Source organism: Bradyrhizobium sp. CCBAU 25360, assembly GCF_028128695.1.
Classification (GTDB): domain Bacteria; phylum Pseudomonadota; class Alphaproteobacteria; order Rhizobiales; family Xanthobacteraceae; genus Bradyrhizobium; species Bradyrhizobium ottawaense.
In genome coordinates, this window is sequence record NZ_LBJA01000040.1 from 83,879 (window position 1) to 102,751 (window position 18,873).

Genomic DNA, 18,873 nt, shown 5'->3' on the forward strand with positions numbered 1-18,873 from the left:
GGCCGGAAGGTTCAATTGCAATGTTCGTAGCGTTGTGCAAATCGCTGTTACCGAGAAACTCTAAATCAGGAGGGACCATCGTGCGTCGATCACTCATCATAACAACAACCATTCTCGCACTCGCTGCGGGCACCTCCGCACAGGCCGACGATCTCAAGGTCGCGCTGATCTACGGCAAGACCGGTCCGCTCGAGGCCTACGCCAAGCAGACCGAGACCGGCCTGAAAATGGGCTTTGAATACGCCACCAAGGGCACGATGACCCTCGACGGTCGCAAGATCGTCATCATCACCAAGGACGACCAGGGCAAGCCGGATCTCTCGAAGGCCGCGCTCGCCGAAGCCTATCAGGACGACAAGGCCGACATCGCGATCGGCACGACCTCGTCGGCCGCGGCGCTCGCCATTCTCCCGGTCGCCGAGGAGAACAAGAAGATCCTGATCATCGAGCCCGCAGTCGCGGACCAGATTACCGGCGAGAAGTGGAATCGCTACATCTTCCGCACCGCGCGCAACTCCTCGCAGGACGCGATCTCGAATGCGGTCGCGATCGGCAAGCAGGGCGTCACCGTCGCAACGCTGGCGCAGGACTATGCGTTCGGCCGCGATGGCGTCGCCGCCTTCAAGGAGGCACTCGCCAAGACCGGCGCGACGCTCGCTGCCGAAGAATATGCCCCGACCTCGACCACCGACTTCACCGCAGTCGGCCAGCGCCTGTTCGACGCACTGAAGGACAAGCCGGGCCGCAAGGTCATCTGGGTGATCTGGGCCGGCGCCGGCAATCCGCTGGCCAAGCTGCAGGACATGGACCCGAAGCGCTACGGCATCGAGCTCTCCACCGGCGGCAACATCCTGCCGGCGCTCGCCGCCTATAAGGGCCTGCCCGGCATGGAGGGCGCGACCTATTATTTCTACGAGATCCCGAAGAACCCGGTGAACGACTGGCTCGTCGCCGAGCACCAGAAGCGCTTCAACGCGCCGCCGGACTTCTTCACCGCGGGCGGCTTTGCCGCCGCGATGTCCGTCGTCGCCGCCGTCACCAAGGCGAAGTCGACCGACAGCGAGAAGCTGATCACCGCGATGGAGGGCCTGGAGTTCGACACGCCGAAGGGCAAGATGGTGTTCCGGAAAGAAGACCATCAGGCGCTGCAGAGCATGTACGCCTTCAAGGTCAAGGTCGATCCGAACGTCGCCTGGGCCGTGCTCGAGCCGGTGCGCGAGCTGAAGATCGAGGACATGGACGTTCCCGTTCGCAACAAGCGCTGAGTTTGTCCGCGCTGCCCTCTTCTTCACCTCTCCCGCTCTTGTCCGCCGAAGCCTTGGCGAAGGCGGATGCGGGAGAGGCCGGGAGAGGGCTCTGTCCTCTCGGGGTTTCCCGCCTGCGGAGACACCCTCTCCCCAGCCCTCCCCCGCAAGCGGGGGAGGGGAGCCGACTGTCATCGCGGACATCTCCACGTTTCCATTGCCAGACTCGATTGAATTCGAATGACGCTCACCCTCGAAACTCGCGACCTCACCATCCGCTTCGGCGGCCATGTTGCGGTCAACAGCGTGACCTGCACGTTCCGTCCGGGCGAGCTCACCGCGATCGTCGGGCCGAACGGCGCCGGCAAGACCACCTATTTCAACCTGATCTCGGGTCAGCTGCGCGCCTCGAACGGCAGCATCCTGTTTGGCGACACCGACATCACCCAGCACTCCGCGCCGATGCGCACCCGCGCGGGCCTCGGACGCGCATTCCAACTGACAAATCTCTTTCCGAACCTCACCGTGGAAGAGAACGTGCGCCTCGCCGTGCAAGCGGCGAACGGCACCCATTACGACATGCTGCGGCCCTGGATGGTGCGCCGCGACCTGATCGCACGCGCAGACGCCATTCTCGAGCAGGTCGCGCTCGGCAGCCGCCGCGGCGTCGCCGCGACCGCGCTGTCGCACGGCGACCAGCGCAAGCTGGAGGTCGCCCTGATGATCGCGCTGGAACCGAAGGTCTTCATGTTCGACGAGCCGACCGCCGGCATGAGCATCGACGAGGTGCCTGTGGTGCTCAACCTGATCGCGCAGCTCAAGCAGGACAGAAGCAAGATCATCCTGCTGGTCGAGCACAAGATGGACGTGGTGCGCTCGCTCGCCGACCGCATCATCGTGCTGCATAACGGGCAACTTGTTGCGGATGGTCCGCCGGCTGAGGTGATTGCCTCGCCGATCGTGCAGGAAGCCTATCTCGGCGTCGCGCCCAAGACTGCAGAGGGTACCGCATGACCGACCTGCTCAAACTCTCAGGCGTCCACACCCATATCGGCCGCTATCACATCCTCCAGGGCATCGACCTCGCGGTCCCGCAGGGGCAGACCACGATGCTGCTCGGGCGCAACGGCGCCGGCAAGACCACGACGCTGCGCACCATCATGGGACTGTGGCAGGCGTCCAGCGGCGAGATCAGCCTCTCCGGCGATCGCATCGAGAGCCGCGCGACGCCGGACATCGCAAGGCTCGGCGTCGGCTACGTGCCGGAGAGCATGGCGGTATTCTCCGATCTCACCGTGAAGGAAAACCTGGTGCTGGCGGCGCGCGACGGCCCGCTCGACGACACCCAGCTCGACTGGATTTTTGGTTTCTTCCCGGCGCTGCGCCGGTTCTGGCTGTCGCGGGCGGGGAGCCTCTCGGGCGGGCAGAAGCAGATGCTCTCGATCGCGCGCGCCATCATCGAGCCGCGCAAGCTCTTGCTGATCGACGAGGCGACCAAGGGGCTGGCGCCGGCCATCGTGATGGCGCTGATCGAGTGCCTGAAGGAGATCAAGCGCAAGGGCGCGACGATCCTCCTGGTCGAGCAGAATTTCTTTGCCGCCCGCGAGCTCGGCGACAACGTGCTCGTGATGGACAACGGCACCATCGTCCATCGCGGCGAGATGGCGGCGCTCGCCGCCGACGTGCCGCTGCAGGAGCGGCTGCTCGGCCTGAGCCTGGAGACGCATCAGTGACTGACCTTGCTGCAACCGATCCGCTGCCGAAGCCGAAGCGCGATATCGCACCGATCCTCTTGCCGGTCGCGCTCGCCCTCGTGACGATCCCCCTGATCGGCTCGCCCAGCACCTGGCTGACGCTCACCGCCGCAAGCCTTGCCATGGGCATGATGATCTTCATCATGGCCTCGGGGCTGACCCTGGTGTTCGGCCTGATGGACGTGCTCAATTTCGGCCACGGCGCGTTCATCGCCGTCGGCGCCTATGTCGCGACCCTGGTGCTGGCGCCGTTCGCAGCCTCCATTCAGGCGGATTCGCTCTGGATGAACCTCGCGGTGCTGGCGCCGGCCGCGCTGCTCTCGATGGCCGTGTCGGGCGCCCTTGGCCTCGTCGTCGAGCGCGTGCTGATCCTGCCGGTCTACGGCCAGCACCTGAAGCAGATCCTGATGACGACCGGCGGCCTGATCGTCGCCGAGCAGACGCTCTATGCCCTCTGGGGGCCACAGATCATCCCGATGCCGCTGCCGGCGTCGCTGCGCGGCTCCTTCATCCTCGGCGACGTCGCGATCGCCAAATACCGCGTGCTGGCGATGCTGATCGGCCTTGCCGTCTTCATCGCGATCCAGCTGGTGCTCAACCGCACCAAGCTCGGGCTCCTGATCCGCGCCGGCGTCGAGAACCGCGAGATGGTGGAAGCGCTCGGCTATCGCATCCGCCGGCTGTTCCTCGGCGTATTCATGACGGGATCGGCGCTGGCCGGCCTCGGCGGCGTGATGTGGGCGCTCTATCGCGAGCAGGTCCATGCCTCCATGAGCGACGACCTCACCGTGCTGATCTTCATCGTCGTCATCATCGGCGGCCTCGGCTCGATCGGTGGCTGCTTCATCGGTGCGATCCTCGTGGCCATGGTCGCCAATTACGGCGGCTTCCTGATGCCGAAGCTCGCCCTCGTCTCCAACATCCTGCTGATGGTCGCCATTCTGATGTGGCGGCCGCGCGGCCTCTATGCGGTGACCAGCCGATGATGATCCTGTCAGGCGATCCGCCGCGTAGCCGAATCCTCACGCTCGTTCTCGTCGTCATCATCCTGGCGCTGGCGGCGACGCCGTTCCTGTTTCCGGGGGCCAAGGCAATGAACGTCGCAGCCAAAATCTGCGTCTTCGCCGCGCTGGTCGCCTCCTACGACCTCCTGCTTGGCTATACCGGCTCGGTTTCGTTCGCCCACACCATGTTCTACGGCATCGGCAGCTACGCGATCGCCATCGCGCTGTACGGGTTGGGCCCGAATTGGGCCGCGGTCGCCACCGGCATCGTGGTCGGACTGCCGCTCGCGGCGCTGCTCGCGCTCGCCATCGGGCTGTTTTCGCTGCGGGTCGCCGCGATCTTCTTTGCCATGATCACGCTGGCGGTCGCCTCCGCCTTCCAGGTGCTGGCTTCGCAGCTGTCCTGGCTGACCGGCGGCGAGGACGGGCGCAGCTTTCAGCTGCCCGAGCTGCTGCGGCCCGGCACGGTGCTGATCCCAAAGAGCCTGGTCGGCTTCGAGATCAACGGCCGGATCCTGACCTTCTACCTGGTATTCGCCATCTCGGCGCTGATGATCCTCGCACTGCTGCGCGTCGTGAACTCGCCGTTCGGGCGCGTGCTGCAGGCGATCCGCGAGAACCGTTTTCGCGCCGAGGCGCTCGGTTTCCGCACGGTGTTCCACCTGACCTATGCCAACTGCATCGCCGCGCTGGTCGCTGCCAGCGCCGGCATCCTGAATGCACTGTGGCTACGCTATGCCGGTCCCGATACTTCGCTCAGCTTCTCGATCATGCTGGACATCCTGCTGATGGTCGTGATCGGCGGCATGGGCACGATCTACGGCGCGATTATCGGCGCCACCATCTTCATCCTCGCCCAGAACTATTTGCAGTCGCTGATGGGCGTCGCCTCCACGGCGGCGTCGGAGGCCGGCCTGCCGCTGCTGCCGGGTCTGCTGCATCCCGACCGCTGGCTGCTGTGGCTCGGCCTGCTGTTCATCGCCAGCGTCTATTTCTTCCCGACCGGCGTGGTCGGACGGCTGCGCAATCCCGCTGGCGACAAGAGCGCAGGCAGCCCGCATTAAGCCGCGATTAATGATGCAGTGCGGCGATTGCTACGCCTGCCGCACAACCCTGACGCGTTTCGCGCTCCGCTGCATACGGACGCGATTGTGCAACTGGATTAATGCTTAGGTAACTGGCTTTCCTAAGGTTTAGGCCATTTGTGCGGTGTATTCGTGTTCCTCCAGGGAGGGGGAATGCGCCAAGTCTTTTCCACGGTGGCAGCCGGAATGTCTCGAGCCGCAAGGAACGGCTGGGAGGCCTTGGCGCGGCGTGGTCCTGTCCTGTGGCTGACCCTGTGCGGCGTGTTGCTGGTCGCGGGCATCTTCGGTGTGACAGCCATGGCCGTCGGCGAATTTCGCGAGCGCACCCTGGCCAACCGCGAACGCGAGCTGGAAAACACGGTCCAACTGATCGCCCGGCACTTTGATCAGCAATTCGAGGATTCCGACGTCGTCGCCGCCGATCTGATCGGGCAGATGAACCTGGTGGAGGTCACCTCGCCGGCAATGTTCCGCGAGCGCATGTCCGGCCCCGCGGCGAACCAGATGCTGCGCAGCAAGATCAGTTCGGTGTCCTATCTCGGCGATATCGCCATCTACGATGCCGATGGCGACCTCATCAGCTGGTCGCGGCCCCACCCGCTGCCCAAGATCAACGTTTCGTCACGGGCCTACTTTCAGACCTTCAAGACGAATCCGCAGTCCGAGCCGGTGCTGCTGGAATCCGTCCGCAGCTTCATCATCAACAAATGGACCACGATCGTCGCCCGCCGGTTGACCGGCGCGGACGGCACCTTCCTCGGCGCGATGGTCCGCCGGATCGATCCGGACAGCTACCAGCACTATTTCGCGTCTGTCGCGCTGGCCGAGGGGACGGCCATCTCGCTGTTCGATCGCGAAGGTAAGATGCTGGCGCGCTATCCGCATCTCGAAGAGCTGATCGGCAGAAACTTCAAGGACGCGCCGCTGATGCAGAAGGTGCTGGCCAATGGCGGCCAGCAGACGCTCCGCGGCAGGAGTCCGGTCGACGGCGAAGAGCGGCTCGGATCGGCGGCGTCGCTGACGCATTTCCCGCTGGTCATCATCGCCACCAACACCACGGCCGCGGCGCTGGCCGACTGGCGGCAGCAGACAGGCTTCATGGTGACGACCGCCGCGCTTTCGGCTGCCGTGATCGCGCTGATCCTCTATCTGATCATCCGCCTGATCAACCGGCAGAACCGCGAAGCGCAGGAACGGCTGGAAGCGGAGCGGCTGCGGCTCGACACCGCCTTGAACAACATGACGCAGGGGCTGATCCTCTACGACGCGAGCGGCACCATCGTCACCTGCAACCGACGCTACGCCGACATGTTCGGCCTCTCCCACGACGTCATCAAGCCCGGCTGCCACATCCGCGAGGCGATGTATCATCGCAAGGAGCGCGGCGCGTTCGACGGTGACGTCGAGGAATTCTGTGCTGACGTCATGAGGGTCGTCGCCGAAGGCACGGTCTCCGCGCGAATTCATCAACTGGCCAATGGCCGCGCCTTCCAGGTCATCAACACTCCGCTCGCCCAGGGCGGCTGGGTCGCCACGATCGAAGACATCACCGATCGCCGCCACCTGGAACAGGAGCGCGATCGCAACCACACCTTCCTGCGCGAGATCATCGACCATATCCCCTCGCGGATCACCGTGAAGGACGCCCGGACACGGCGTTACCTCCTGGCCAACCAGGTGGCCGAGGAACAGCTCGGCGAAACCCCGGAGACGATCGTCGGCAAGAGCGCGTTCGACCTTTACCCGACGGAAGACGCCGAGATCATCACCCGGGATGACGACAAGCTGCTGCAATCGCCGAACGGCCTGTTCCTGGATGAGCACATCTGGAATACCCCGGCCACCGGACGGCGCTATATCACTTCGACCCGGATCGGTATCCGCGACAAGTCCGGCGAGCCGCGCTACATCATCAATGTCGTCGAGGACGTCACCGAGCGACGGCGCGCCCACGAGAAGATCGCGCATATGGCGCATTACGATGCGCTGACCGACCTGCCGAACCGCACGCTGTTCCGCGAGCAGATCGAACGCGAGCTGGCGAAGGTCGGAGATCAGTTCGCGCTGCTCTACATCGATGTCGACGAGTTCAAGGGCATCAACGATTCGCTCGGCCACCACGTCGGCGACGAGCTGTTGAAGGCGATCGCGGGCCGCCTCCGTGGCTGCCTCAAGCACGGCGATCTCATCGCGCGACTCGGCGGCGACGAGTTTGCCGTCATCCAGACCGGGATCCAATCCTCGGCCGAGGTGCTGTCCTTCGTGACCCGGATCTACCAAGCGATCCGGCAGCCCTATCATTGTCTCGGCCATCAGCTCTCCACGGATGCGAGCATCGGAATCGCGCTTGCGCCGCAGGACGGTGCAGATCTCGACCAGCTCATCAAGAACGCCGACCTCGCGATGTACGGCGCCAAGGCCGAGGGACGCCGCACCCACCGCTTCTTCGAGCCGGAGATGGATGCGAGCGCCAGGGCGCGCCTGAGCATGGAGCAGGATCTGCGCCAGGCCCTGGTGAACGGCGGCTTCGAGATTCACTATCAGCCGCTGGTCGACCTGCGCACCAACGACGTGTCGGGCTGCGAGGCGCTGCTGCGCTGGCGCCATCCCGATCGCGGCATGGTATCGCCGGCCGAGTTCATTCCCGTCGCCGAGGACACCGGCCTGATCAACGAGCTCGGTGATTGGGTGCTGCGCATGGCCTGCAACGAGGCCGCGACCTGGCCGTCGCATGTGCGCGTAGCGGTCAACGTGTCGCCGGTGCAACTCAAATGCGACACGCTGGCGCTGCGCATCGCGGGCGCGCTCGCCGCCTCCGGGCTGGACCCGCGCCGGCTCGAGCTCGAGATCACCGAGGCCGTGCTTATCCGCGACGACGAAGCTGCGCTCTCGATCCTGCACCAGCTCCGCTCGATCGGCGTGCGCATCGCGCTCGACGATTTCGGCACCGGCTACTCCTCGCTCAGCTATCTCAAGCGCTTCCCGTTCGACAAGATCAAGATCGACCGCTGCTTCGTCGCCGACATCGCGGAGACGAGCGGCGCACCCGTCATCGTGCAGGCGGTGGTGAACATCGCAGCCGCCAGCAGCATGACCACGGTCGCCGAAGGGGTCGAGACCGAGGCGCAACGCGAGCTGCTGCGCGCGCTCGGCTGCACGCAGATGCAGGGCTACCTGTTCAGCCCGCCGAAGCCGGCCAGCGAGGTGCGGAAACTGTTCGGTTCGGGCGATGGCTTGCCCGGAGCCTTGCCGGTGGCGGCGGTGGCCTGATGGCGAAGCCAGCGAAGACGTCAAGCAAGACGTCGGCCAAGACCGTCGATGTCGCGGATTCCTATGCCGTGCGGCTGATGCAGCATCTGGTGGTGCCGACCTTCGTGATCGACCCCAAGCGCCGCGTCGTGATCTGGAACAGGGCCTGCGAGCGGTTGACCGGCCTCGCCGCCTCGGAGGTGATCGGCACCAACAAGCACTGGCAGGCCTTCTACGAGACCAGGCGTCCCTGCCTTGCCGACCTCGTCGCGCTCGACCGCCCCGAGCGGCTACCGGAGTTCTATTCCGAATATGCCGCGCGCGGCCATAACGGGCTCGGCTTTTCCGCGGAAAACTGGTGCACGATGCCGAAGCTTGGCAGCCAGCTCTATCTCGCCATCGACGCCGGTCCGATCCACGACGAAGCCGGCCATCTGATCGCGGTGGTGGAGACGCTGCGCGATCTCACCGACCAGAAGCGCGCCGAGATGGCGCTGAAGGAGCTCGCCACCAAGGACGGCCTGACCGGCCTGTCGAACCGGCGCTCGTTCGACCAGATGCTGATGAGCGAATGGGCCCGCGCCCACCGCACGCAGAAGCCGCTGGCGCTGCTGTTCGCCGACGTCGATCATTTCAAGCTGTTCAATGACCACCACGGCCACCAGACCGGCGACGAATGCCTGCGCGCGGTCGCCTCCGTCGTCAGCCGGCACGCCGTGCGCCCGCTCGATCTCGCCAGCCGCTACGGCGGCGAGGAGTTCGCGCTGATCCTTCCGGACCTGGATTGCGACAGCGCCTGCGTCATCGCCGATGAAATCCGCTGCGCCGTCATGGCCTTGCAGATCGCCCACGGCGCCGTGGGCGCCGGCGATCACGTCACCCTCAGCGTCGGCGTCGCCAGCCATATTCCGGGTGCAGCCGACGGTGGCGGGCCCGACCGGCTGCTGGGCGCGGCCGACGAGGCTCTCTATGTGGCCAAACGCCTCGGCCGCAACCGCGTCATCTGCGCCGAAAGGGTGCTCGCCGAATTCGCAAGCCTTGGTAGGGAGGCCGCAGCGGTTCCGGCGCCCGTCCAGCGCAAATTAGCTCGCGTGCGATAGGCGAGAAGCGGTTGCCCCCCTCTCGCCAATCGGCTACATCAAACCTCACTGCACCCGTAGCTCAGCTGGATAGAGCGTTGCCCTCCGAAGGCAAAGGTCACACGTTCGAATCGTGTCGGGTGCGCCAGTCTTGCGGCCGTTTCAGGCCGACGCTCACGTCAGCATCGCGACAATCGCCTGGATCTGATCGGAGGCGGACGAGACCAATCCGTCATATGATGTCTGGCCGTGTGCGGCGGCGTTCAGGATGCATTCCGCCACGGCCGCTTTCAGACCGAACACCGATTGATGGGCCGGTACGCTCGCCATCACGGTCTCCAGCGCTTGACGCATCGTGTGAATGAGCTCGGAGCTGTATTGCATTGGCTGTCCTCCGTGGGCTCATATTAGGTCGCGTGACCATGCTTGCCACTCACAAGCCTGAGATTGCTCTTTGAACCGGTTGAGACCGAATGTCTCAATTCAAACGCCAGATCGCCGCATTGAGCACGCCGGCAAACGCGACCCAGGCTGCGTAAGCCACGAACAATGCGGCGGCCAGCCTGTCTCGTGATGCCTCGAGACCGATATAGGTCACGATCGCGACGAACAGGCCGATGAGGATGACGAGCGCCGCGCCGATCTGATGCATCGTGAACATGACCGGAGACCAGATGAAATTAAGCGCCAGTTGCGCAGCCCAGGCCAGCATCGCTTTGCCCCCGGGTTCACGGTGAAAGGTCCGCCAGCCCGCGATGGCGATCATGATGTAGAGCAGGGTCCAGGCCACCGGGAACGCCCAGTTCGGTGGCACGAAAGCCGGCTTGGCGAGGCCGGCATACCAATCTCCGGGGAGATTGGTCGCACCGATCAGCCAGCCGATGCCGACTACCCCTACCACGAACAACAACAGCTGCAGCATCCATCACCTCGCGCATCGCATCGCGCAATTGTATCATCTTTCCATGAGCGAATCCGACACGGTGACCGGCGAAGCCTCGCCCGTCCGCAAGATCATCCATATCGACATGGATGCGTTCTATGCATCGGTGGAGCAGCGCGATAATCCGGACCTTCGCGGCAAGCCGGTCGCGGTCGGAGGCTCCGCGGAACGCGGCGTCGTTGCGGCCGCCAGTTACGAGGCGCGCCAGTTCGGCGTTCGCTCCGCGATGCCTTCCGTCACTGCGAAGCGGCAGTGTCCCGATCTGATCTTCGTCGGGCCGCGCTTCGAGGTCTACAAGGCGATCTCCAGGCAGATCCGCGACATCTTTGCCGAACACACGCCCATCATCGAACCCTTGTCGCTCGACGAGGCCTATCTCGACGTGACGGAAAACCTGCAAGGCATCCCGCTGGCGCGCGACATCGCGCTGAAGATCCGCGGGAAGATCAAGGCCGAGACTGATCTCAACGCGTCGGCGGGCATCTCTTACAACAAGTTTCTGGCCAAGCTCGCCTCCGATCATCGCAAGCCCAACGGTCAGTTCGTGATCTCGCCGGAGATGGGACCGGCTTTCGTCGAGACGCTGCCGGTCGGCAGGTTTCACGGCATAGGCCCGGCGACGGCTGCGAAGATGAATGCGCTCGGCCTGTTCACCGGCCTCGACATCCGCAATCAGACGCTGGAGTTCATGAATGCGAATTTCGGCAAGTCGGGCGCCTATTACTACTGGATCTCGCGTGGTGTCGACGATCGGCCGGTCCGGGCCAACCGGATCCGCAAGTCCATCGGCGCGGAGACCACGTTCTCGACCGACCTCGCCGAATATGGCGCGCTGGCGGCCGAGCTCAAGCCTCTCGTCGACAAGGTCTGGCGGCATTGCGAGGCGAGCGGCAATCGCGGCCGCACCGTCACCTTGAAGATCAAGTTTGCCGACTTCGAGATCATCACGCGCAGCAAGTCCGTCGCAGCGGCCGTTGCGGGGCGGGACGATCTGGAACGGCTGGCGTGCGGCCTGCTCGAAGTCGAGATGCCGCTACCCAAGCGCGTCAGGCTGCTGGGTGTCTCGCTGTCCGCGCTCCAGACCGGGGACGATGCGGAGCCGCAGCTGACCTTGGGCATTTGAACGGGGCCGACAGGCCCCTCGGCAAACGCGACATCTTTATCCGCGACGCGGCGCAAAACCTGTCGTAGAGACAGTAAAACACGATTTTTCGCGATTGATGCTGGAATGCTCGCCTTATTGATACGCCTCGGATTGCGCTTCGAAGACCGCATCGAGGAGCGCCGGTTTGTCGACCAATACGTCCGAGGCAGTCTCGGGTGGACGCAGATCGCGATGCTGCTCGGCGCCGCCACCTATGCCGGCTACACCCTCTGGGATTGGGTGCTCTATCCCGAAGTCGTTCCGACCACGCTTGCCATCCGTGGCGGCACCGCACTGTTCGTGCTGCTCCCGCTGACCGCGTTACTGTCACGGCGCTTGATGAAGCCATGGGCAGAGACGATTTTCCTCGTCTATTGCGTCATTCCCGGCTGCATCCTGCCGAGCATCTATCTCGTCCTGCCGTCGGGCTTCACCTTTGCCGCCCCCGGCATGATGATGATCATTCTGTTCGTCTCCACCATGCTGCCATTACGGATCGGCTCGCTGGCGATTTTCTGCCTGCTGTCGTGGCTGGCGCTGCTGGTCGCCGAGACGTTCGCACCGACGATGCCGATGGGCCTGCGATTCATCAATCACTCTCTCGTCGGCAACGCCTACGCATTATCGCTCTACGCGGTGGCCGCGCGCGAATACCGGGCGCGAAAGCAATTCCGAACGTCGGAGGCGCTGCAGCGGGAAAAGGAGCGTTCGGAGAAATCGCTGCGCGATCTGCGCGCGACCCAGGAGCATCTGGTGCAGGCGGAAAAGCTCGCCTCGCTCGGTCGATTGGTGGCCGGTGTCGCTCACGAGGTCAGCACTCCGCTTGGCCTCGCCCTGACGACCTCGACAGCCATGCAGACGGATCTACAGACAATCGCCGATGCATTGGGCGGAGCGTCGGTCCGGCGATCCGATCTGACCAAGGGAATTGACAGGCTCAAACAGGGGCTCGACCTGACCTTCGATAACCTGCACCGCGCATCCGAGATGGTGCACAGCTTCAGGCAGGTCGCAGTCCACCAGGCCGATGAGGACCGGCGCGCCTTCGAGCTTAAGGATTGGCTGGCTGAGCTGATGTCCAAGCTTGGGCCGCTGCTATCGCACCATGCTCTGACGGTTGACGTCCAATGCCCGGCAGGCATCAAGCTCAACAGCTACCCGGGAGCACTCGCGCAGGTGATCAGCAATCTCGCCCTCAATACCGCGGGGCATGCGTACCCGGACAAGAGAGGCGGCAGATTCGCGCTCACAGTCAGCCAGCCGGACGCGAAACGGGTCCGGCTGGTCTGCACCGACGACGGCGTTGGGATACCCGAGGAATTGCAGGCGCAGATCTTCGATCCGTTCGTCACGACCGGCCGCGAGAGCGGACATGCCGGCCTCGGGCTGCACATCGCATTCAATTTGGTGGCCTCGTCCCTGAACGGGCGCCTGCGCCTCGAAAGCAAGAGGGGTCCAGGGACTCAGATCGCGATCGAGATCCCGATCGATGCATGAAACTGCGATCGCTGGAGCCGCCTCGGAGAGCGGCGCGCGGCCGACGGTGACGGGATTTTCAACCCCGCCACCGATAAAGCTCGACCCGCTCGGGGGCAATCAATGTCTCACGTGCTCGAACACGACGATCACGCCGGTCGGCTCGGGCTCGTGCGCCATCAGGCGCGTCAGGTCGGAATCACCCCAATCGGCGAGGCTGACGACTTCGCCGCTCTGGCGATCGGGACCGAGCGATGGTGTGGGCTCGAGGACCTTGAGGCCCATCTCGTCGACGAAGAAGGTATGCTCGCCGAACATGCTGTTGAGCTGCGGCATGGCCGGATGTTCGTCGGGCAGCACCTGAGCGCCGAGTTGGTTGACGGTCTGCTTCACCTGTTCGGATGTGAGCTTCATGAGCTGCTCCGTTTCTGTATACGGTTTCGTTGGCCCCGGGCGGGAGCACGCGTTCCCTACGCCTTTGTCCGCCTGGCTCGACTCCGAACAGGTGCTGCGCACAAATGTTCCCCAAAAATGTATTTCGTGATCGCGCGTTGCATCTGCCGCGCTCGCGGCACGAGATCGCCACAGGATACACACGATTTATCCGCGGGCGGGTCTAATCGACGGCTTCGACGATCCGGATGTCGCGGTCCGCACCGTCTCCGAGCAGATCGTGAGCTGCCTGGTAGGCCGGGCTTGCATACGCCGCCTTGGCGCGCTCGACGCTGTCGAACTCGATGAGAACCACGCGCTCCATTTGGCCGAGTTCGAAGGCCGCGGCCGGCATCCCGCGTGCGAGCACGCGGCCGCCCGCCGCTTCGATCGCCGGACGCGACAGTTTGGCGTAAGCCGCCATCGCATCGGGATTCTTGATCGCGCGGTAGGTGGCAACCCAATAGGCTTTGGCCATTTTTCTTTCCTGGCTTCGGGGACCTGCTACGCGCTGCGGCTTTCACCGACCGAGAGCGCGCAGATGCGTGACAGATATGTGTAGGGCAGACCGGTCTCCTCGGCCCAGGCATTGAACTGCGCCTGCACCTTGGCGAGATCGCCCTTCGACTTGACCTCTTCGGCAATGTCGAGACCGGCATCGCGCAGGCAAGCTACCACGTCCCCGGACGTCACAAAGCCATCCCACCCGACGAAGCGCAGCAGCATCTGCCCGGTATTGCCGCCGAGCCGGCTGCCGCGCCTGGTCATGAGACCGAGCAGGCCGATCTCGTCGGACGAGGGCCACTTCGCCAGAAATTTGCCGAAGCTGCCATGCCCCTTCGCGATCTCCTGCACGAAGGCGGCGTTGTCGCGCACCGACATGATCTTGGCACCGTTGCGCACGATACGCGCATCGCGCAGCAGGCCTTCCCAATAATCCTCGGGCTGGAAGGTGAGCTTGGCCGGCTGGAAATGCAGGAAGGCGTCTTCGAAGCCGTCCCATTTCGTCTCGATCACGCTCCAGGCAAAGCCGGCGCAAAACACGCGCCTGGTCATTTCGGCGAGGACGCGGTCGTCGCCGAGCTTGGCCAGCCGCTTGAGGTCCGGCTTTGCCGGCATCAATTTCTCCAGCGCCTTGGGCCCGCCCTTGCGCTTCTCAGCGCGGGCACGAATGGTCTTGAAGGAGGTCATGCGGACATCCGCGTTGATGGATCGTCAAGACACCAGAATTGGATCAAGAGGTCCAGCACCGCGGAGGTGAAGTCCGTGATGCCGGCGCGCCAAGCGCACGTGGTCGGGTCCTCGGCCAAGGACGTCGCCGCCCGCAAGCGGGAGCGGGTGGATAGCGGTTGATTTCATCTCAAAGTTGTTATTGGATGCCGCTGCCAGTGAAGCGGCCTCAGTCACCGCCTCGCTGGGACTGCGGTTTATCTTCGCAATCCCGGTTGCAACCCCGCTCGCATCGTCATCCAGACTGAGTAGAACGACGAGCGGCGTCGCGACCCAATAATGTGACCTATTCTTGCAATGTCTTTTGTCTCCGTGGCGTTCCTCGGTCTGGTGCCCGCGACCTTCCTGCTCTACCACGCCACCTCCAGGCTCGCGGTCCAGAATGTCATCATCCTGGCGGCAAGCTACGTCTTTTATGGCTGGTGGGACTGGCGTTTTCTGCCTCTGCTGGTCGGAATTTCCGTCGTCAACTATGCCGCGGCGATTCTGATCGCCGCGACCCATCACGAGCACACCCGAAAGCTTCTGCTCTTTTCCGCGGTCGCAGCGGCGATCATCGTTCTCGCGATATTCAAGTACTTCAGCTTCTTCGTCGATTCGTTCATGACGATTGCACAACGCGCGGGTCTCAATCCGAACCTGCCGACGTTGCGCATCATCCTGCCGCTGGGCATTTCCTTCATCACCTTCCAGGGCATCGCCTATGTGGTGGACGTTTATCGCGGCAAGCATGTTGCGGAGAGAGACCTCGTCAAGTTTCTCGCCTTCAAGGCGTTCTTCCCACAACTCGTGGCGGGACCGATCGAGAGAGCCAGCAATCTCCTGGATCAATTTTCGAAGCCGCGACAATTCACGGCTGATCATGCCGACCGCGCACTCTGGCTCCTGATCTACGGCTACGCCATGAAGGTCGTGGTGGCGGACAGCCTGGCGGTGATCGTCGACACGCTCTTCATTCCGGATCAACCCTTCGGCTGGTCGGTCGTGCTCGCCACGATCGCCTTCGGCATCCAGATCTACGCCGATTTCAACGGATACAGCCTGATCGCAAAAGGCGTCGCGCTTCTGTTCGGCTTCGAGCTGACGTGGAATTTCCGTTACCCCTACTGGTCGGTATCGATCAGCGAATTCTGGCGACGCTGGCACATCAGCCTCAGCACATGGCTACGGGACTACTTGTACATCTCGCTCGGTGGAAACCGTCGCGGCGAGACCATCACGAACCGGAATTTGATGCTGACCATGGCCTTGGGAGGCCTCTGGCACGGCGCGTCGGACATTCGTTCTTTGGGGACTGCTTCATGGCACCGTGCTTGCGATGTGGCGTAAATTGCCCGGCGGAGACGAGCCCCCTTCGAAGATCGCCCGCGGCGCCGGCTGGGCCGTCACCATGCTGGTCGTGTTCGTCGGCTGGTTCCTCTTTCGAGCAGCAAATTGGAATTTGCTGGTGGGCATGCTCAGTGCGCTCAAGAACTGGGAATGGGCCCCGGTGCACAGTGCCGTCGCGCTCGCAATTCTATCGCTGTCGGCCCCGCTGATGCTGCTGGAATGGCAATTGCAGTCGCACGGGGACTACTTCCTGATCCGCCGACCTGCGTGGATGAGGTATCCGCTGTTTGCGGCCCTGGCGGCTGTGACGATCGCGGCGTCCGGGCACGTCAACGCAACCTTCATCTATTTTCAGTTCTAGGCCATGCTGAAACGCACGCTCCAGGCGATCATAAAGTCGCCGCTGACCAATGCGCTTCAGCTTGTCGCGCGCAAGTTCGTTCCGGTCGCCGTATTGACGGCTCTCATCCTCGGAATCGCGAATTTCATCCATCAGCAGAGCAACCACCAATGGTCTCGCGGAATCGAGACCTACATCGTCCTCGAGCAGATCAGGCGTTCCGAGCGGCTGCCTGCATCCGATCTCGCCTTTCTCGGCGACAGCTCTTGCCTGTTTGGGATTCACGTCCCGACCTTGTTGCACGCGTTTCCGGGATCCGACGTCGAGGCGTTCTGCACCATCGGCTATGTTGGCCCGGATGGCTACGCCGCCATGCTCGACAAGATGATCGCCCGCGGACGCCAGCCCAAGAAACTCGTTCTGGTGTTCAATCCGATCCAGTTCGAGCGCGATCCAAGATGGAATGAGTGGCCGACCTTCATCAGGACCGACCGTTTTGAAGTTCCTTCCGGCCTGACGTTTCCGGCCGGCGGTCTCGAATACATCCGACTGCTGATGGAGCGAGCCGTGTACACCCCGCTTCCTGGCGCCTATGCGATTTACTACGGCGGCAAGGATCAGTTCATTTCGACCATATGGAGCGAGCACGGTAGCGCCATCGACCCCAACCGAATGCTTGATATTCCTTCGCTGGAGGCTTTCAGGGCCACGCTGCCCGGCCACGTTCTTCTCAAGCCGCTCCCCGCCTCAAAACCGTTCGTGATGAACGCGGAATTCGAGAAGGCGCTCAACTCCCTGTCCGTAACGCTTTCGAAGCTTGACCGGTCAAAGGTCTATCTCGTGATCTCGCCGGTCAATTCCGTCAATGCTCAGGGCGACCCGCAGAGCTTCCACACCGAGGCAGGCAAGAGGATTGCGGCTCGACTTGGCCTCGATCAGTCGCAATTCCTGGATACCCCAGACGTCATGCTGGACATCCTGTATGCGCGTTATCCGGCGCATTTGCATCGATGGGCGCGGATGATCTACACCGAGCAACTTGCCAAGACCCTGGCTAACCGGAGAATCCTGGGAAAATCCGCCAGCGACTGAGTCGTCCGCTGGCGCGCGCCGCGCGTCCTCATGAGATGGTGGATTTTCGCGCTCGCTAACGCGACAAGCGCTTCGCGAGGTGGACCGACTGCCAATCTCCCAGTCCGGTATCCCTGAAACCTGCTTTCTTCGCCAGGCCGCGCATCTCGGCATTCGTCCGGGCCGTCTCGGCGGCGATCATCTCGTGGCCGAGATCGACCGCGCGCGTCTCCATCGCCGTCATCATCTGAAAGCCGAGCCCCATGCGCTGGAAGGCATCGGCAACGGAGATGGCAAATTCGCCATGCCGAGCCATCGCATCGTACGCGTATAGCGTTTCGCCGATGATCCTGCCCCGTCCCTCCTCCCTGAGCTCGGCGAGCAAGGTGAAGTGGTCGCGGCCACCGCTCTTGGCGACGCATTCGGCCGCGACCACGGAGAGATCGGTTCGCGCGCCCATGAAGCGCTTGCTACGCGATGTCGTGGAAAGGCCGGTGAAATAGACCGAGAGGCTCTCGACATCGGATTCGCTGGCGGTCCTGATGCAGACCATGCCCTTCGTTTCGGCCAGTTCGACCGGCTCGACGACGGCTCCCGGAAACAGCTGTGACATGCGTGATGCTTTCGGCAGGTTGCTGGGACTTGCAGACCTAGCCGAGGCCGCGCGCCGTCCGCTTGGACGGAGCTGCCAATCATGCGGATGAAAACGAACAGCTCGTTTTCATGTGCCGCGCGTCACACACGGGAGAGCGAAGGCACTTCCTCGGGCACGATCGCCTGAAGGCCGCCGAAGCGGCGCTCGCGGCCGTGGAAGGAGGCCAAGGCGGCGGCGAGATCGCTCGCGTCGAATTCGGGCCACATCCGCTCGGTGAAGTGCAGCTCGGCATAGGCGCCTTCCCAGAGCAGGAAGTCCGACAGCCGCTTCTCGCCCGAGGTGCGGATGATGAGATCGACGTCGCGCAAGCCGGCTTCACCGGTGACGAGCTGCGAGAAGGCTTCGCGGGTAAGGCTCGTCAGCGCGGCCGCCTTCGCCGCGGCATTGAGGATGGCGTCGCGCGCGGAATAGTCGACGGCGATACGCAGGTGCAGCGTCGAGCCTTCAGCGGTCGTCTCTTCGGCGCGCGTGATCGCGTTGGCGATGCCGTCAGGCAACCGGTCGCGGCGGCCGATCACGGTGAGGCGCACGCCGTTCTTGACCAGGCTCGGCACCTCGTGGGCGAGATAGAAGCGCAGCAATGTCATCAGCGCCGCGACCTCGGCCTTTGGTCTCCGCCAATTGTCGGTGGAGAAGGCATAGAGCGTCAGGGTGCCGATGCCCTGTTTTGGCGCGGCCTCGACGATGCGGCGGATGGCCTCGACGCCGGCCTCGTGGCCGCGCACGCGCGACAGGCCGCGCCGCGTCGCCCATCGTCCGTTGCCATCCATGATGATGCCGACATGAAGCTTCTCGTTGCGGGACGCAAGGTCACTTTGCATTGCAAAGTCTCCGGTCA

19 protein-coding genes and 1 tRNA gene are annotated in these 18,873 nt (G+C 63.6%); 13 read left to right on the top strand and 7 right to left on the bottom strand.

Going from position 1 to position 18,873, the window contains the following annotated elements:
- Nucleotides 1-80 precede the first annotated feature (80 nt).
- The 8 genes from XH81_RS19865 (at nucleotide 81) to XH81_RS19900 (ending at nucleotide 9,563) form a co-directional block, all read left to right on the top strand.
- Nucleotides 81-1,265: a substrate-binding domain-containing protein gene (locus XH81_RS19865; protein WP_038949383.1), complete on the top strand. Its 1,185-nt coding sequence runs from the start codon at nucleotides 81-83 to the stop codon at nucleotides 1,263-1,265.
- 219 nt (nucleotides 1,266-1,484) lie between these two features.
- Nucleotides 1,485-2,258, top strand: coding sequence for an ABC transporter ATP-binding protein (locus tag XH81_RS19870; RefSeq protein WP_028139582.1), 774 nt, complete (start codon nucleotides 1,485-1,487; stop codon nucleotides 2,256-2,258).
- A complete protein-coding gene (locus XH81_RS19875; protein WP_028139581.1) occupies nucleotides 2,255-2,977 on the top strand; it encodes a branched-chain amino acid ABC transporter ATP-binding protein in 723 nt (240 codons plus the stop codon). Before XH81_RS19870 ends, XH81_RS19875 begins: the two co-directional genes overlap by 4 nt.
- Nucleotides 2,974-3,984: a branched-chain amino acid ABC transporter permease gene (locus XH81_RS19880; RefSeq protein ID WP_028139580.1), complete on the top strand. Its 1,011-nt coding sequence runs from the start codon at nucleotides 2,974-2,976 to the stop codon at nucleotides 3,982-3,984. The genes XH81_RS19875 and XH81_RS19880 overlap by 4 nt, the downstream gene beginning before the upstream one ends.
- Complete coding sequence (locus tag XH81_RS19885) at nucleotides 3,981-5,066, top strand: branched-chain amino acid ABC transporter permease (protein ID WP_173019822.1); 1,086 nt, start codon at nucleotides 3,981-3,983, stop codon at nucleotides 5,064-5,066. Before XH81_RS19880 ends, XH81_RS19885 begins: the two co-directional genes overlap by 4 nt.
- A gap of 174 nt (nucleotides 5,067-5,240) precedes the next feature.
- A complete protein-coding gene (locus tag XH81_RS19890) occupies nucleotides 5,241-8,357 on the top strand; it encodes a bifunctional diguanylate cyclase/phosphodiesterase (protein ID WP_028139578.1) in 3,117 nt (1,038 codons plus the stop codon).
- On the top strand, nucleotides 8,357-9,436 hold the full coding sequence (locus tag XH81_RS19895) for a sensor domain-containing diguanylate cyclase (protein WP_028139577.1): 1,080 nt from the start codon (nucleotides 8,357-8,359) through the stop codon (nucleotides 9,434-9,436). Before XH81_RS19890 ends, XH81_RS19895 begins: the two co-directional genes overlap by 1 nt.
- 50 nt (nucleotides 9,437-9,486) lie before the next feature.
- Nucleotides 9,487-9,563 (top strand) — tRNA-Arg (locus XH81_RS19900).
- A gap of 26 nt (nucleotides 9,564-9,589) precedes the next feature.
- Here XH81_RS19900 and XH81_RS19905 read toward each other — a convergent pair.
- Entirely contained in the window at nucleotides 9,590-9,799 is a 210-nt protein-coding gene (locus XH81_RS19905) for a hypothetical protein (protein WP_028139576.1), read from the bottom strand.
- Between the two features lie 94 nt (nucleotides 9,800-9,893).
- Nucleotides 9,894-10,337, bottom strand: a complete 444-nt coding sequence (locus XH81_RS19910; protein WP_271596340.1) for a TspO/MBR family protein — start codon at nucleotides 10,335-10,337, stop codon at nucleotides 9,894-9,896.
- 43 nt (nucleotides 10,338-10,380) lie between these two features.
- On the opposite strand from XH81_RS19910, the gene dinB reads away from it, so the two are divergent.
- Complete coding sequence (dinB, locus tag XH81_RS19915) at nucleotides 10,381-11,481, top strand: DNA polymerase IV (RefSeq protein WP_271596341.1); 1,101 nt, start codon at nucleotides 10,381-10,383, stop codon at nucleotides 11,479-11,481.
- A gap of 105 nt (nucleotides 11,482-11,586) precedes the next feature.
- Nucleotides 11,587-12,999, top strand: coding sequence for a sensor histidine kinase (locus XH81_RS19920; RefSeq protein WP_028139573.1), 1,413 nt, complete (start codon nucleotides 11,587-11,589; stop codon nucleotides 12,997-12,999).
- Between the two features lie 99 nt (nucleotides 13,000-13,098).
- On the opposite strand, the gene XH81_RS19925 is transcribed toward XH81_RS19920, so the two are convergent.
- The 3 genes from XH81_RS19925 to XH81_RS19935 all read right to left on the bottom strand — a co-directional run bounded on the left by XH81_RS19925 (nucleotide 13,099) and on the right by XH81_RS19935 (nucleotide 14,601).
- Complete coding sequence (locus tag XH81_RS19925; protein WP_028139572.1) at nucleotides 13,099-13,392, bottom strand: hypothetical protein; 294 nt, start codon at nucleotides 13,390-13,392, stop codon at nucleotides 13,099-13,101.
- 202 nt (nucleotides 13,393-13,594) lie between these two features.
- Nucleotides 13,595-13,888, bottom strand: a complete 294-nt coding sequence (locus XH81_RS19930; protein ID WP_028139571.1) for a DUF1330 domain-containing protein — start codon at nucleotides 13,886-13,888, stop codon at nucleotides 13,595-13,597.
- Between the two features lie 26 nt (nucleotides 13,889-13,914).
- Nucleotides 13,915-14,601, bottom strand: coding sequence for a DNA-3-methyladenine glycosylase I (locus XH81_RS19935; RefSeq protein ID WP_028139570.1), 687 nt, complete (start codon nucleotides 14,599-14,601; stop codon nucleotides 13,915-13,917).
- Nucleotides 14,602-14,937: 336 nt separating this feature from the next.
- Here XH81_RS19935 and XH81_RS19940 point away from each other — a divergent pair, with 336 nt between their 5' ends.
- From XH81_RS19940 to XH81_RS19950, 3 genes are all read left to right on the top strand, one after another.
- Nucleotides 14,938-15,969: an MBOAT family O-acyltransferase gene (locus tag XH81_RS19940; RefSeq protein WP_271596342.1), complete on the top strand. Its 1,032-nt coding sequence runs from the start codon at nucleotides 14,938-14,940 to the stop codon at nucleotides 15,967-15,969.
- Between the two features lie 61 nt (nucleotides 15,970-16,030).
- Nucleotides 16,031-16,330: a hypothetical protein gene (locus XH81_RS19945; protein WP_271596343.1), complete on the top strand. Its 300-nt coding sequence runs from the start codon at nucleotides 16,031-16,033 to the stop codon at nucleotides 16,328-16,330.
- Nucleotides 16,331-16,333: 3 nt separating this feature from the next.
- Nucleotides 16,334-17,401 carry a hypothetical protein gene (locus tag XH81_RS19950; protein WP_028139568.1) on the top strand — a complete coding sequence of 356 codons (1,068 nt, stop codon included), beginning with the start codon at nucleotides 16,334-16,336 and terminating at the stop codon, nucleotides 17,399-17,401.
- Nucleotides 17,402-17,456: 55 nt separating this feature from the next.
- Here XH81_RS19950 and XH81_RS19955 read toward each other — a convergent pair whose 3' ends face one another.
- Both XH81_RS19955 and XH81_RS19960 read right to left on the bottom strand, forming a co-directional pair.
- Nucleotides 17,457-17,993, bottom strand: coding sequence for a GNAT family N-acetyltransferase (locus tag XH81_RS19955; RefSeq protein ID WP_028139567.1), 537 nt, complete (start codon nucleotides 17,991-17,993; stop codon nucleotides 17,457-17,459).
- Between the two features lie 122 nt (nucleotides 17,994-18,115).
- Nucleotides 18,116-18,856, bottom strand: coding sequence for a di-trans,poly-cis-decaprenylcistransferase (locus XH81_RS19960; protein ID WP_028139566.1), 741 nt, complete (start codon nucleotides 18,854-18,856; stop codon nucleotides 18,116-18,118).
- Nucleotides 18,857-18,873 lie beyond the last annotated feature (17 nt).

Coding starts and splice junctions, on each gene's coding strand:
- XH81_RS19895 (WP_028139577.1), top strand. CDS start 8,357: ATGGCGAAGCCAGCGAAGACGTCAAGCAAGACGTCGGCCAAGACCGTC.
- XH81_RS19910 (WP_271596340.1), bottom strand. CDS start 10,337: ATGCTGCAGCTGTTGTTGTTCGTGGTAGGGGTAGTCGGCATCGGCTGG.
- XH81_RS19925 (WP_028139572.1), bottom strand. CDS start 13,392: ATGAAGCTCACATCCGAACAGGTGAAGCAGACCGTCAACCAACTCGGC.
- XH81_RS19930 (WP_028139571.1), bottom strand. CDS start 13,888: ATGGCCAAAGCCTATTGGGTTGCCACCTACCGCGCGATCAAGAATCCC.
- XH81_RS19960 (WP_028139566.1), bottom strand. CDS start 18,856: ATGCAAAGTGACCTTGCGTCCCGCAACGAGAAGCTTCATGTCGGCATC.
- XH81_RS19890 (WP_028139578.1), top strand. CDS start 5,241: ATGCGCCAAGTCTTTTCCACGGTGGCAGCCGGAATGTCTCGAGCCGCA.
- XH81_RS19905 (WP_028139576.1), bottom strand. CDS start 9,799: ATGCAATACAGCTCCGAGCTCATTCACACGATGCGTCAAGCGCTGGAG.
- XH81_RS19940 (WP_271596342.1), top strand. CDS start 14,938: ATGTCTTTTGTCTCCGTGGCGTTCCTCGGTCTGGTGCCCGCGACCTTC.
- XH81_RS19950 (WP_028139568.1), top strand. CDS start 16,334: ATGCTGAAACGCACGCTCCAGGCGATCATAAAGTCGCCGCTGACCAAT.
- XH81_RS19945 (WP_271596343.1), top strand. CDS start 16,031: ATGCTGGTCGTGTTCGTCGGCTGGTTCCTCTTTCGAGCAGCAAATTGG.
- XH81_RS19920 (WP_028139573.1), top strand. CDS start 11,587: ATGCTCGCCTTATTGATACGCCTCGGATTGCGCTTCGAAGACCGCATC.
- XH81_RS19870 (WP_028139582.1), top strand. CDS start 1,485: ATGACGCTCACCCTCGAAACTCGCGACCTCACCATCCGCTTCGGCGGC.
- XH81_RS19955 (WP_028139567.1), bottom strand. CDS start 17,993: ATGTCACAGCTGTTTCCGGGAGCCGTCGTCGAGCCGGTCGAACTGGCC.
- XH81_RS19935 (WP_028139570.1), bottom strand. CDS start 14,601: ATGACCTCCTTCAAGACCATTCGTGCCCGCGCTGAGAAGCGCAAGGGC.
- XH81_RS19885 (WP_173019822.1), top strand. CDS start 3,981: ATGATGATCCTGTCAGGCGATCCGCCGCGTAGCCGAATCCTCACGCTC.
- XH81_RS19875 (WP_028139581.1), top strand. CDS start 2,255: ATGACCGACCTGCTCAAACTCTCAGGCGTCCACACCCATATCGGCCGC.
- dinB (WP_271596341.1), top strand. CDS start 10,381: ATGAGCGAATCCGACACGGTGACCGGCGAAGCCTCGCCCGTCCGCAAG.